At 64.4% G+C, this 13,443-nt stretch carries 11 protein-coding genes; 4 read left to right on the top strand and 7 right to left on the bottom strand.

From position 1 onward, the window contains the following. Window positions 1-599, top strand: a 599-nt coding sequence (locus CSQ93_RS27320; protein WP_158301389.1) for an IS1595 family transposase, incomplete at its 5' end; no start/stop codon positions are given. Between the two features lie 148 nt (window positions 600-747). Here the strand turns inward: CSQ93_RS27320 and urtE are convergent. From urtE to CSQ93_RS27285, 7 genes are all read right to left on the bottom strand, one after another. Next, window positions 748-1,446 (bottom strand): urea ABC transporter ATP-binding subunit UrtE, encoded by a 699-nt coding sequence (gene urtE, locus CSQ93_RS27315; protein WP_099380735.1) that lies wholly within the window; start codon window positions 1,444-1,446, stop codon window positions 748-750. A gap of 6 nt (window positions 1,447-1,452) precedes the next feature. Next, complete coding sequence (gene urtD / locus CSQ93_RS27310) at window positions 1,453-2,283, bottom strand: urea ABC transporter ATP-binding protein UrtD (protein WP_099380734.1); 831 nt, start codon at window positions 2,281-2,283, stop codon at window positions 1,453-1,455. Continuing rightward, window positions 2,280-3,401 carry an urea ABC transporter permease subunit UrtC gene (gene urtC / locus CSQ93_RS27305; RefSeq protein WP_099380733.1) on the bottom strand — a complete coding sequence of 374 codons (1,122 nt, stop codon included), beginning with the start codon at window positions 3,399-3,401 and terminating at the stop codon, window positions 2,280-2,282. The genes urtD and urtC overlap by 4 nt, the downstream gene beginning before the upstream one ends. After that, window positions 3,398-4,984 (bottom strand): urea ABC transporter permease subunit UrtB, encoded by a 1,587-nt coding sequence (gene urtB / locus CSQ93_RS27300; protein WP_099380732.1) that lies wholly within the window; start codon window positions 4,982-4,984, stop codon window positions 3,398-3,400. Before urtB ends, urtC begins: the two co-directional genes overlap by 4 nt. Before the next feature lie 69 nt (window positions 4,985-5,053). Continuing rightward, window positions 5,054-6,307 carry an urea ABC transporter substrate-binding protein gene (urtA, locus tag CSQ93_RS27295; protein ID WP_099380731.1) on the bottom strand — a complete coding sequence of 418 codons (1,254 nt, stop codon included), beginning with the start codon at window positions 6,305-6,307 and terminating at the stop codon, window positions 5,054-5,056. A gap of 186 nt (window positions 6,308-6,493) precedes the next feature. Then, the gene (locus tag CSQ93_RS27290; RefSeq protein WP_099380730.1) at window positions 6,494-7,282 is read right to left on the bottom strand and encodes a DUF4349 domain-containing protein; all 789 of its coding nucleotides are present in this window, start codon (window positions 7,280-7,282) and stop codon (window positions 6,494-6,496) included. A 16-nt stretch (window positions 7,283-7,298) separates the two neighbouring features. Next, the gene (locus CSQ93_RS27285; protein WP_099380738.1) at window positions 7,299-7,898 is read right to left on the bottom strand and encodes a transglutaminase-like domain-containing protein; all 600 of its coding nucleotides are present in this window, start codon (window positions 7,896-7,898) and stop codon (window positions 7,299-7,301) included. 265 nt (window positions 7,899-8,163) lie between these two features. On the opposite strand from CSQ93_RS27285, the gene CSQ93_RS27280 reads away from it, so the two are divergent. Genes CSQ93_RS27280 through CSQ93_RS27270 form a run of 3 tightly spaced genes read left to right on the top strand, consistent with a single transcriptional unit; the run spans window position 8,164 to window position 13,393 of the window. Further along, a complete protein-coding gene (locus CSQ93_RS27280) occupies window positions 8,164-8,751 on the top strand; it encodes a DUF2760 domain-containing protein (RefSeq protein WP_099380729.1) in 588 nt (195 codons plus the stop codon). Next, window positions 8,748-10,619 (top strand): Hsp70 family protein, encoded by a 1,872-nt coding sequence (locus tag CSQ93_RS27275; RefSeq protein WP_099380728.1) that lies wholly within the window; start codon window positions 8,748-8,750, stop codon window positions 10,617-10,619. Before CSQ93_RS27280 ends, CSQ93_RS27275 begins: the two co-directional genes overlap by 4 nt. A gap of 2 nt (window positions 10,620-10,621) precedes the next feature. Continuing rightward, window positions 10,622-13,393: an Hsp70 family protein gene (locus tag CSQ93_RS27270; RefSeq protein WP_099380727.1), complete on the top strand. Its 2,772-nt coding sequence runs from the start codon at window positions 10,622-10,624 to the stop codon at window positions 13,391-13,393. Window positions 13,394-13,443: the final 50 nt, after the last annotated feature.

Genomic DNA, 13,443 nt, shown 5'->3' with positions numbered 1-13,443 from the left:
CGTTTCGCTGGCGCCACCGCTTTCTCAGCGTGGCGAAGACGGACCGGCCGCATGGCCTGCATGGCATCGCCGAGGCCGATGAACTCTACGTGCTGGAATCGGAAAAGGGATCGAGGCAGATGACGCGGCCGGCTCGCCGCCGGGGCGGCCGTGCCTTTAAACGCGGCATATCGAATGAGCAAATCTGCATTCTGGTGGCGCGCGACCGCACGGGCCAGACTCTCGATTTCGTCATGGGCAAAGGCGCGTTGACGAAGGCGCAGCTGCACCGCTGTTTGTTGCCCGTTATCGATAAGGATGTTCTGCTGGTAACGGATGGTCATGCGGCCTACCGGGCGTTTGCGAGGGAAGCGGGTATCAGCCACGAGGCCGTCAACTTGCGCGCCGGCATCCGCGTGCAGGGCGCCGCGCATGTGCAGAACGTCAATGCGTATCACAGCCGCTTGCGGCAATGGCTGCGTCCGTTTCACGGCGTGGCGACGCGCTACCTGCCAAATTACCTGGGCTGGCGCTGGATACTCGACGCCAGACGCATCCGTTCACCAGAAACGTTATTGAAAGCAACCCTGGGAGTATTCCCACATCTGACGGTGACATAGCCTATCAAAACCTACTGCGCGTCGTAATTTGCGGCCTGCGATGCTCACTGTACATTCGTACAGTTGCGCTTCTCAAGCCAACGGGGGCGCCGAGCCTTCCTTCCGCTCGCTACGGTTTTGTTAGGCGTTGTTAAGCCAGTTATTAAGCCTACACGGCCAAATGGCGCTTCACGTCGTCGCCATCCATCTGCGCAGCCAGTCCGCTGGCAACGACGCTGCCGCGCGACAGCACGATGAACGCATCGGCCAGCTCGCGGGCAAAATCGAAATACTGTTCGCACAACACGATGGCCATGTCGCCGCGCTGCTTCAGCAAGGAAATGACCCTGCCGATATCCTTGATGACGGACGGCTGGATGCCCTCCGTCGGCTCGTCGAAGATGATCAGCTGCGGCTCGGCCAGCAGGGCACGGGCGATGGCCAGCTGCTGCTGTTGCCCGCCTGACAAATCGCCGCCGCGCCGCTGCAGCATCTCTTTGAGCACCGGAAACAGCTCATACACGTGAGGATCGATACGCGAGGCTTGCCTGCCCCGCTTCACCGCCATGCCCATCAACAAGTTTTCCTCGACCGTCAGGCGCGCAAAGATGTCGCGCCCCTGCGGCACGTAGGCGATGCCCAGCTTGGCCCGCGCATGCGGCGTCAGTTTCGTGATGTCGCGCCCCTGGAACACCACCGTGCCCTGCGCCACGGGCAGCACGCCCATCAGGCATTTCAACAAGGTCGTCTTGCCCACGCCATTGCGCCCCAGCAAAGCCAGACACTCGCCCTTGCGCGCCGACAGATTGATGCCGCGCAAGGTGTGCGAGGAGCCATAGTATTGATTCAATTGCTCGACTTCCAGCATATGTGTTCACCTTCCCAAATAGACTTCGATGACCCGCTCGTCGGCCTGCACTTCGTCCATGCGGCCCTGCGCCAGCACGGCCCCCTCATGCAGCACGGTGACGATGCCTTGCTGGGCAATGTCCGTGACGAAACCCATGTCGTGCTCGACCACCATGATCGAATGCTTGCCGCGCAATTCATTGAGGAGCTCCGCCGTGCGCGCCGTTTCCGCATCCGACATGCCGGCCACGGGTTCGTCCAGCAGGATCAGCTGCGGCTCCTGCATCAGCAGCATGCCGATTTCCAGCCACTGCTTTTGCCCATGCGACAGCAAACCGGCCGGCCGCGCCTCGTGGCCGTTGAGGCGGATCAGGCGCAGGATCGCTTCGATCTTGCCGGCCTGCTCGGAGGTCAAACGGGCAAACAGGGTGGGCGCCACGCGCTTGTCCATCTTCATCGCCAGTTCCAGGTTGTCGAACACCGTGTGCTGCTCGAACACGGTGGGGCGCTGGAACTTGCGGCCGATGCCAGCGTGGGCGATCTGCGCTTCCGTCATCGTCGCCAGGTTCATGGTCTGGCCAAACCAGGCCGTGCCGGATGTGGGCCGCGTCTTGCCCGTGATGACATCCATCATCGTCGTCTTGCCCGCGCCGTTAGGGCCGATGATGCAGCGCAATTCGCCCACGGAAATATCGAGGCTCAGCTTGTTGATGGCCTTGAAGCCGTCGAACGACACGCTGATGTCTTCCAGATACAAAATCGCGCCATGCGTCGTATCGACACCCTCGCCTTTGACGCGCGAATACGTGGCACCAGCCTCGGTGCTGGCCATGCCGGGCAACATGCGGATGCTCATGCGGCCTCCTCTGCCACGACGGTCGCCTTTTTACGTTTGAGCTTGCTCAATACACCAAGCATGCCCTGCTGCATGAACAGGGTGACGACGATGAACAGCAAGCCCAGCGCGAACAGCCACAGTTCCGGCAAGGCGGCCGTGAACCAGCTTTTCAAGCCGTTGACGGTGAAGGCGCCCAGGATGGGACCGATCAAGGTACCCCGTCCACCGACTGCCACCCACACGACCATTTCGATGGAGTTCGCCGGAGACATTTCGGACGGGTTGATGATGCCCACCTGCGGCACGTACAGGGCGCCAGCGATGCCGCACAGCACGGCCGACAAGGTCCACACGAACAGCTTGAACCACAGCGGGTTGTAGCCGAGGAACATCAAGCGCGCCTCGCTGTCGCGCACGCCCTGCAGCACCCTGCCCAGTTTCGAGCGGACGATGGCGCGCGCGCCGATCAAGGCCGCCAGCAGGAAGGCCAGGGTCAGCAGGAACAGCACGGCCCGGGTGGCGGGCGCCGTGATGCTATAGCCGAGGATGGTCTTGAAATCCGTGAAACCGTTGTTGCCGCCAAAGCCGGTATCGTTGCGGAAGAACAAGAGCATGAAGGCATACGTCATCGCCTGCGTGATGATGGAAAAATACACGCCCTTGATGCGCGAGCGAAACGCAAAATAACCAAACACAAAGGCGAGCACGCCCGGCACCAGCACGACGAGCGCCATGCAGTACCAGAAGTGTTCCGTAAATGCCCAGTACCACGGGTAAGTTTTCCAGTCGAGAAAGACCATGAAATCGGGCAAGCTGCTGTGGTACTGGCCCTGGTCGCCGATGGCGCGCATCAGATACATGCCGTGCGCATACGCGCCCAGCGCAAAGAATACGCCGTGGCCCAGGGACAGGATGCCCGTGTAGCCCCAGACGAGGTCCAGCGCCAGCGCGGCCAGCGCGTAGCACATGAACTTGCCCACCAGCGCCACCGTGTAGGCGGACACATGCAGCGCATGCCCTTCGGCAAACACCAGGTTAAAAATGGGCAACAGCGCCGCCAGCAACGTGCATGCGGCAAGCGCCAGCCAGACGGGCCGCGTAAACAGGCCTTGCTTGGTTTGACAGGAGGTAATCATTCGACGCTGCGTCCCTTCATGGCAAACAGGCCCTGCGGCCGGCGCTGGATGAATATGATGATGAACACGAGAATGGCGATCTTCGCCAGCACGGCGCCCGCCACCGGTTCGAGGAATTTGTTGACTTCGCCCAGGCCCAGCGCGGCGATCACGGTGCCGGCCAGCTGGCCCACGCCGCCCAGCACCACCACCATGAAGGAATCGACGATGTAGCTTTGGCCCAGGTCCGGCCCCACATTGCCCAGCTGCGACAGGGCCACGCCACCCAGGCCTGCGATGCCGGAACCGAGGCCGAAGGTCAGCATGTCGACCTTGCCCGTAGCCACGCCCACGCAATCGGCCATGCGGCGGTTTTGCGTGACGGCCCGCACGAACAGGCCCAGCCGTGTCTTGTTCAAAATCAACCACACGGCCGCCACGACAACGACGGCAAAGCCGATGATGGCCAGCCGGTTGTACGGCAGCACGAGGCCGCCCAGCACGGTGACACCGCCCGACATCCACGCGGGATTGGCCACTTCCACGTTTTGCGCGCCGAAGATGGTGCGCACGGCCTGCATCAGGATCAGGCTGATGCCCCAGGTGGCCAGCAGGGTTTCCAGCGGCCGGCCATACAGCCAGCGGATCACCGTGCGCTCGAGCGCCACGCCCACCAGTCCGGCGACGAGGAAGGCAGCCGGCAGCGCAGCCAGCAGATACGCATCCTGCAGGCCAGGCAGGAAGTTGCGGAAGAACAACTGGCACAGGTAGGTCGTGTAAGCGCCTATCATCAGCAATTCGCCGTGCGCCATGTTGATAATGCCCATCAAGCCGAACGTGATGGCTAGCCCCAGCGCGGCCAGCAGCAGCACGCTGCCCAGAGAGATGCCGTAGAACACATTGCCGGCGAATTCCATGCGCGCCACCCGTCCCTTGATCTGGCGCATGGTTTCGATGGCGGCCAGCTGCACGGCCTCGTCCGGCTCACCACCTTTCTCCAGCATGGCTTGCAGCACGGGCAGCAGGCGCGCATCGCTGCTGGCGGCCAGCGCTTCCACAGCTTGCTTGCGCGTGGCCGCGTCGGGCGCATGCAGGTTGGCGCTGGCGATCAGCACTTGCAATATCTGTTTAATCTCAGCATCGTTTTCCTGCGCCAGCGCCTTGCGGATCAGGGGAAGCTGCGCGGGATCAACCGCCTTTTGCAAGGCCTGCGCGGCTGCCAGGCGCGTGGCCCGCTCCGGCGCCAGCAGCTGCAAGCCCGACAAGGCGCCCGCCACGGCCGAGCGCAAGCGGTTGTTGACCATCACGCCATCGATGCCGTCCGGCAACGGCACGTTCTTGCCGCTTGCCGGGTCATATGCCCGTTCACCGTCGACGATATACACCGTGCCGTCGGGTGCGGCATACAGGGCATCGCCCTGCAAGGCTTGCAGCACACGGTCGGCCTCGGGCGTGGCCAGGGCGGCGATCTGCGCGACGGCGGCGACCCTGGCATCGGGGTCGTCGCCGGCCAGAGGTTTGAGCAAGGATGGATCGATGGCGGCCTGCGCCATGGATGACAGGCACAGGCAGGCGAAGACCAGCAGCGATGTGAATAGCCTCATTGATATCCCGGAAAAGCGTTGATGGTCGGCACCACCGGACGCATTGCCCGATGGCGCTGGCGTGGCTCTTTACAGCTTTTGCTTGCCCTCATTGCCCTTGATAAACGGGCTCCACGGCTGGGCGCGTATCGGTTCCTTGGTTTTCCACACGACATTGAATTGCCCATCAGCCTTGATCTCGCCGATCATCACGGGCTTGTGCAAGTGGTGATTCGTGGCATCCATGGTCAGGGTAAAGCCGGATGGCGCCTTGACGCTCTGGCCCGCCATGGCGGCGATCACCTTGTCCGTGTCCGTCGATTTCGCCTTTTCCACGGCTTGCGCCCACATGTGGATGCCGACATAGGTCGCTTCCATCGGGTCGTTCGTCACGACCGAACCCGCGTTCGGCAGCTTTTGCGCCACGGCATAGGCCTTCCACTGCTTGATGAAGGCCGTATTCACGGGATTCTTGACGGATTCAAAGTAATTCCATGCCGCCAGGTGGCCGAGCAAGGGCTTGGTATCGATGCCGCGCAACTCTTCCTCGCCGACGGAAAACGCGACGACAGGCACGTCCGTGGCCTTCAGGCCGGCATTGCCCAGTTCCTTGTAGAACGGCACGTTGGAGTCGCCATTGATGGTGGAAATGACGGCCGTCTTGCCGCCCGTGGAAAACTTCTTGATGTTGGCGACGATGGTTTGATAATCGGCATGGCCGAACGGCGTGTAGACCTCGCTGATATCGCTATCCTTGACGCCCTTGCTTTTCAGGAAGGCGCGCAGGATCTTGTTGGTGGTGCGCGGATACACGTAATCCGTGCCCAGCAGCACGAAGCGCTTGGCGCCGCCGCCATCCTTGCTCATCAGGTATTCCACGGCCGGGATCGCCTGCTGGTTGGGCGCGGCGCCCGTGTAAAACACGTTCTTTTCCAGCTCCTCGCCCTCGTATTGCACCGGGTAAAACAGCAGGCTGTTGAGCTCCTTGAACACTGGCAACACCGACTTGCGCGACACGGACGTCCAGCAGCCGAACACGACAGCTACTTTATCCTGCGCCACCAACTGGCGCGCTTTTTCCGCGAACAAAGGCCAGTTCGATGCCGGATCGACGACGACGGCTTCGAGCTTCTTGCCCAGCACGCCGCCCTTGGCATTGATCTCGGCGATCGTCATCAAAGCCACGTCTTTCAGCGACGTTTCGGAAATGGCCATGGTGCCCGACAGGGAGTGCAAAATGCCCACCTTGATCGTATCGGCGGCAAAGGCTGCCTGCATGTAAGTGGACGTGGCCAGGGCCAGTGCGCCGGCGGCGGCCGCTTTCAGGATGATGCGTCGTGACATGGGGACTCCTGTGATGGGTTCGTGGGGGTCGAGCTAAGCCTGCGATGTTGTTAAAGCAGAATGCATGCCAGCGCCAACAGGCGTCCAGCATGGTGCACGCCGCTGTCGCCGCACGAAAAAAAACCTGGCTGCACAAGGACTGTGCAGCCAGGTTTCAAATTGCCGTAAAACAGTGCGCCGAGGAAGTTAATCCTTGCGCGGCACGCCTCTCAAGCGGCGCCAGCCCTTGCGTCCCAGTGGGAACAGCAGCACGAAAGCGATCAGCCACGGCAGGATATAGGCCATGGCCGTGATGGCGTTGGCCACGCCTTCCGACAGGTTTTCCGTGAAATTGCCCAGCGCGCGCCTGACGGGGCGCCAGAACGATTGCTTGCCTTCGGCACTGACGACGACGTTCAGCAAGTCCGTATCGATGCGCTGCATCAACAGCGCGTTGGCCGCCGTCGCCTGCTCCAGTTCCACTTGCACGGTGGCCAGTTCCTTGGTCACCTTGATCAGGGCATCCACATTTGTGCCAGAGCGCTTTTCCAGGTCTTGCAATTGCGCCTGGTACTGCTTGAGCATTTCCAGGCGTTTCTTGCTGTCTAGCACGGGACGCCCCAGGTCTTCCACCTTGGTACCCTGGCTGGTGACGTCGCCTTCGGCCGCGACCAGCGCGACGAGCTTCTTGATGCCGGCAGGCTTGGCCCGCATGCTGATGCGCGCGTGCACGTAGCGGCCGCTGTCGACGCTGGAATCGAGCAGCAGACAGCCGTTTTCCGTGTCGGCCTTGCAGGCGGCGACCACTTTTTCATACAGGGGCCGTACTTGCGCCTCATTCGTATCGACGCTGACATTATGTTCATAGGCAAGAAACTCGCTGCCCTTTTCCTTGCCATCGAGGCGCGCGGCGCTCGATTGTCCGCCGCTCTCGCCCTTGCTGCCGCAACCGGCCAGCAGCATCAGGCCGATCAAGCCAATACAGATTTTTTTCATGGTTTCTTTCTTTGGATTATTTTTGTAGAGGCAACAATTCGATATCGGGCAAGTGCGCCGCCACGTCCTGCACGGTGGCATAGACGGTCAGGGACGCCACCACCTGCGGCAACGGCGCCGGCCAGATTTCCGGCAAGTCGCGTTCCTCGAGCGCCAGCACGGGAAAGGCCAGCTGCTCGCGCGGCGGCGTGAAGGCGGCCGCGACACCGGGCTTGTTGCCGCGCGCATCGATGCGGTACCAGCCGAAGTCCTGCAGATACACGGCATTCAAGCCGTGCAGGCAAAACGGCGGCCCCGCTTCGCCGACAGCCAGGCGCTGGTAGCACAGGCCGGCAGGAATGCCGTTGGCGCGCAGCAGCGCGGCCAGCAAATGGCTCTTCGCATAGCAATAGCCCGTGCCATGCTGCAAGACGTCGGAAGCGCGGCAAGTGACGGGATTGCGCTGGTAGTCCCAGCTGTGGGCCACCTCGTCGCGCACAAAGGCAAAGCAGCGGGCCGCGATGGCGGCGTCGCCCACCGCGCCTGCCGCCAATGCGGCTGCCTTGGCGCGCACGGCCGGATGGTCGCTGTCGATATACAGGCTGCTGGCTAGATAGATGGAAAAGTCGGTAGACATGGCATCCGGGTCATGCAAAAAGATAATGCGCGATTCTAGTCGAAACAGCATGAAATCGAGCGTTTCCTTGCGCAGGAACAAAGAAAATCCACGCGTCAGGCTCTCTGCGCGGGGGGCGGCGACTTTGGCGCCGGCCCGGTAGCTGGTATCATGCGGGCAAACGCAACCGGCCACATAGACCCGGCACAAGCACTACCCTGCGAAGCGGCCCCGCCACCGGGCGCGCCGCCGACGCCACCCTACAGATCAGAGAAACGAGTTCCCTATGAGCACATCATCGTCCCACCCATCGTTCTGGCGCCGTGTCCCGCTGGCTTTCGGCGCCTTCTTCAGCACCCTGTCGGACGCCGCCTATGCGGCCCGCGTGGAAAAGCTGTCCCTGCCCGAGGCCGCTCCCGTCGCGCCAGTGGCACCTGCGCCAGCGCCAGCGCCCGTGCCGACGCCGGCCGCCGCACCCGTCATCTTGAAAGAAGCGACGCCCGATGCCGCCCTGCAATTGCTGGCCCTGCTGCAACGCGAAGCGCGCCTGATCGACTTCACCCAGGAAAACCTGGGCAGCCATGCCGACGCCGACATCGGCGCGGCCGCCCGCGTCGTGCATGAAGGCTGCGCCAAGGTCATGCGCGAGTATTTCACCATCGACGCCGTGCGCCAGGAAGCCGAAGGCAGCCGCATCGTGCTGCAGGAAGGTTTTGACAGCGCGCAAGTACGCCTGACGGGCAACGTGGTCGGTTCGGCGCCATTCACGGGTACCCTCAGCCATCGCGGCTGGCGCGCGTCCAGCGTGCGCCTGCCGAAACTGAGCGAGCAGCACGACGCCGCCATCCTGGCACCGGCCGAGGTGGAACTGTGAACGACACAACGAACAACACCCCGCGCTACGCCATCGGCATCGACCTGGGCACCACCCACAGCGCCCTGTCGTATGTGAACCTGGTCGAGAGCGACGGCGAGCAATCCAGCCACGGCGTGCTGAAAGTGCCGCAGTTGTCGGCGCCGGGCACCGTCGAAGAGCTTTCCTTGCTGCCATCGTTCGTCTACCTGCCGCACGCCGATGAAGTGGCGGCCGGCGACCTGGCCCTGCCCTGGGTTACGGAAGAAGCCGAAGCGCCGTTCGTCGTCGGCGAAATGGCCCGCAGCCGCGGCGCCACCACGCCGATCCGTCTGGTGTCGAGCGCGAAAAGCTGGCTGTGCCACCCCGGCGTGGACCGCCGCGCGGCCATCCTGCCGAACGACGCGCCGGCGGAAGTCGCGCGCATTTCACCGATCACGGCCGCCACGCGCTACCTGACGCACTTGCGCCAGGCCTGGGACAACGCCCACCCGCAAGCGCCGTTCGCGCAGCAGGAAATCACGGTCACGATTCCGGCCTCGTTCGACCCGGCCGCGCGCGAGCTGACGATGGAAGCGGCGCAGGCAGCCGGCTACACCTCATTGACCTTGCTGGAAGAGCCGCAAGCGGCCCTGTACAGCTGGATCCAGACCAGCGAAGGCCGCTGGCGCAAGGAAGTCAAGCCGGGCGACATCATCCTGGTGGTCGACGTGGGCGGCGGCACCAGTGACTTTTCGCTGATCGCCGTGCTCGAGCGCGACGGCGTGCTGGAACCGCACAGGGTCGCCGTCGGTGAACACATCCTGCTGGGCGGCGACAATATGGACCTGGCGCTGGCCCACCTGGTGGCCCGCAAGCTGGCCGCCAACGGCACCCAGCTCGACGCCTGGCAGATGCGGGCGCTCACGTATGGCTGCCGCAGCGCCAAGGAAAGCCTGCTGGCCGACAGCGGCCTCGATGTGGCACCGATCGTCGTGCCGAGCCGCGGCTCGAAGCTGATCGGCGGCTCCATCCGCACGGAACTGACGCGCGCGGAAGTGTCCACCTTCATCCTCGACGGCTTCTTCCCGCAGGTGGAAGCATCGAGCCGCCCTGCCGTGCGCACGCGCGCGGGCCTCACGCAACTGGGCTTGCCGTATGCGCAGGACGCGGCCATCACGCGCCACCTGGCCGCCTTCCTGGGCCGGCAAGTGGCGGCGACCAGCGAACTGGAAGGCTTCGCGGGCCGCCAGGCGGACGGCGCCAGCTTTTTGCACCCGACGGCCGTGCTGTTCAACGGCGGCGTCTTCAAGTCCGACTTGCTGGTCCAGCGCATCATGGCGACCGTCAACGACTGGCTGTACATGGAAGGCGCTGAACCGGCGCGCATGCTGGCCGGGGCCGACCTGGACCTGGCCGTCGCCCGTGGCGCGGCCTACTACAGCTACGTGCGGCGCGGCCATGGCGTGCGCATCCGCGGTGGCACGGCCAGTTCCTTCTACGTGGCCATCGAATCGGCGATGCCGGCCATCCCCGGCATGGAACCGCCGATCCAGGCCCTGTGCGTGGCGCCGTTCGGCATGGAAGAAGGCAGCGAACTGGAACTGCCGGGCCAGCAATTCGGCCTCGTCGTGGGCGAACCCGTGCATTTCCGCTTCTTCGCCTCATCCACGCGCCGCAACGACCAGATCGGCGACTTGCTCGACTTCTGGGGCCCGGACGAATTGCAGGAACTGAGCGAAATCCAGGCGACCTTGTCCGCCGAAGGCCGGTCGGCCGGCGACGTGGTGCAGGTCAAGCTGCATGCGCGCGTGACGGAGGCGGGCACCCTGGAACTGCTGGCCGTGTCCCCTGACGGCGCCGAGCGCTGGAAAGTGGAATTCGACGTGCGCGGCACGCCGCAGCCATAAGCATGCGCGGCGCGAAGGTGCGGCCGGCCTTCGTGGTCGGCATCGACCTGGGCACCACCAACACGGTGGTGGCGTATGCGGCGGCTGGCGATGCGCAGGCGGAAATAAACCTGTTCCCCATCGAGCAGCTGGTCGCCCCCGGCGAAGTGGCTGCACGCCCGCTGCTGCCGTCCTTGCGCTACCACCCTGCCGCCGGCGAACTGGCGGCGGGCGACTTGCAGCTGCCGTGGCCGCAGCAGGACCCAGCGAGCGTCGACCATGCAGTACTGGGCGCCCTGGCGCGCCAGCTCGGCGCCCAGGTGCCGGGCCGGCTCGTCTCCAGCGCAAAGAGCTGGCTGTCGCATGCGAACGTGGACCGCCAGGCGCCCATCCTGCCGTGGGGTGCGGATGCCGACGTGGCCAAGGTGTCGCCCGTGGCGGCCAGCGCCAGCTACCTCGCGTATGTAGGCGCCGCGTGGAATCACCGCTTCCCCGATTCTCCGCTCGAAGAGCAGGAACTGGTGCTGACCATTCCCGCCTCGTTCGACGAGGGTGCGCGCGCACTCACCCTGGAAGCGGCCCGCATGGCGGGCTTGCCCACCTTGCGATTGGTGGAAGAACCGCAAGCGGCCTTCTACGATTTCCTGCAACGCCGGCGCGCCACCCTGCGCGACGACCTGGCCGACACGCGCCGCATTCTGGTATGCGACGTGGGTGGCGGCACCACGGATTTCAGCCTGATCGACGTGGCCTTCGATGGCAACGGCGAACCGCGGCTCACGCGCAGCAGCGTGGGCAACCACTTGATACTGGGCGGCGACAATATGGACCTGGCGCTGGCCCACCTGGTGGAAACGCGCATGGCCGCTGGCAGCGAAGGCGGCATGAAGCTGTCGGCCGCGCGTTTGTCGCAGTTGATGGAACGCTGCCGCGCCGCCAAGGAATTGCTGCTGTCGCACGATGCGCCGGACAGCGCCACCGTCACCCTGCTGGGCGCGGGCTCGCGCCTGATTGGTGGCAGCCGGTCCGCCGACGTCACGCGCGAGGAAGTGGCGGCCATGGTGGTCGACGGCTTCTTCCCGAAAGTGGAACTCACGGAGACAGCGAAAAAAGGCCGCGCCGGCATCGTCGAATTCGGCCTGCCGTATGCGCAGGACGCGGCCATCACGCGCCACCTGGCCAGCTTTTTACAACAGCATCAAGGCGCACTGCCCGATACCTTGCTGCTGAATGGCGGCGTGTTCCGCGCCGACGCGCTAGCGCGCCGCCTGGCCGAGACCCTGGCGCACTGGCGCGGCCAGCCCCTGACCATCCTGCACAACGATAATCCCGACGTGGCCGTGGCCCGTGGCGCCGTCGCCTACGCGCTGGCCCGGCGCGGCCAGGCGCCGCGCATCGGTGGCGGCTCGCCGCGCAGCTATTTCCTCGTGCTGGGCGAGGCAGGCAAGGACAAGCGCGCCGTCTGCATCCTGCCCCGTGGCAGCGCCAGCGGCGAGGAAATCCGCCTGACGGAGCGCCTGTTCGCGCTGCGCCTGGGCCGGCCCGTGCGCTTCCACCTGGCCACGTCCCTCTTTGAGGCGGGCACGCCGCCGCAGCTGGGCGAAATCGTCGATCTGGATGCCGGAGAATACTTGCGCCTGCCGCCGCTGGCCAGCGTGCTGCAAGCGGAAAGCGGTGACAAGCGCGACATCACCGTGCAGCTGGTGACAGTCATGACGGAAGTGGGTACCCTGGAAGTGCATTGCGTGGCAGCAGCGGATGCCGGCCAGCGCTGGCTGCTGGAATTCCAGCTGCGAGGCGAAGAGGATGTAGCAAGCGAAACGTCCAGCGTATCACCACGCGTGAAAGAAGCCATCGAGAAAATCGAGCGCATCTTCGGCGGCAAGGCGCAAAAGGTCGAAACCAAGGAAGTGCGCCAGCTGCGCCAGCACCTGGAACGGGGGCTGGGCGGACGCGAAAGCTGGGACACGCCGCTCTTGCGCCAGCTGTTCGACGCCCTGCTACAACGCGCGCGTGGCCGGCGCCGCTCCGCCGAACATGAGCGGGTGTGGCTGAACCTGGCCGGCTACTGTTTGCGGCCCGGCTATGGCGACGCGCTCGACCCGTGGCGCATCGAGCAGCTGTGGGCCCTGTTCGACGCGGGCGTGCAGCACCACAAGGACAACCAGGTATGCGCCGAATGGTGGACCCTGTGGCGCCGCGTGGCAGGCGGCTTGAGCACGGAGCAGCAACTGCGCCTGCTCGACGACTTCGCCTTCAACCTGCAAGCCGATGCGGCCCAGCGCGGCAGCCGCCCCGTCACCCTCGTCAACGGCAGCGATGAAGACATGTTGCGCCTGGGCGCCTCGCTCGAGCGCATCCCCGGCGCCTACAAGGCCGAAGTGGGCGCCTGGCTGATCAAGCGTCTGCAGAAGGCTGATAAAAAGGGCGAAGTGGCGGACACGAATACCCTGTGGGCGCTGGCCAGGGTCGGCGCGCGCCAGCCCTTCCACGGCAGCGCGCATGAAGTGGTCGACAGCGCCACCGTGGCCGAATGGCTCACGATGCTGCTGGCGCTGGACTGGAAAAAGACGGAACCGGCGGCGTTTGCCGCCACCCACCTGGCGCGCATGACGGGCGACCGTTCGCGCGACATCGCCGATGAACTACGGGCCACCATCCTGGCTCGCCTGAAAGCCGTCGGCGCCCCGCCCCTGTGGCAGGCGATGGTCAGCGAAGTGACGCAGCTGGACGAAGCGAATACCAAGCGCATGCTGGGCGAGGCGCTGCCGCCGGGGTTGAAGCTGATCGGGTAAACACCGTCCTTGATTATCAGATTACATGAATCTACAATGTAGATACATAG

It is taken from the genome of Janthinobacterium sp. BJB426 (assembly GCF_002735705.1).
Classification (GTDB): Bacteria; Pseudomonadota; Gammaproteobacteria; order Burkholderiales; family Burkholderiaceae_D; genus Janthinobacterium.
This window is presented reverse-complemented; position numbering and strand designations above follow the sequence as displayed.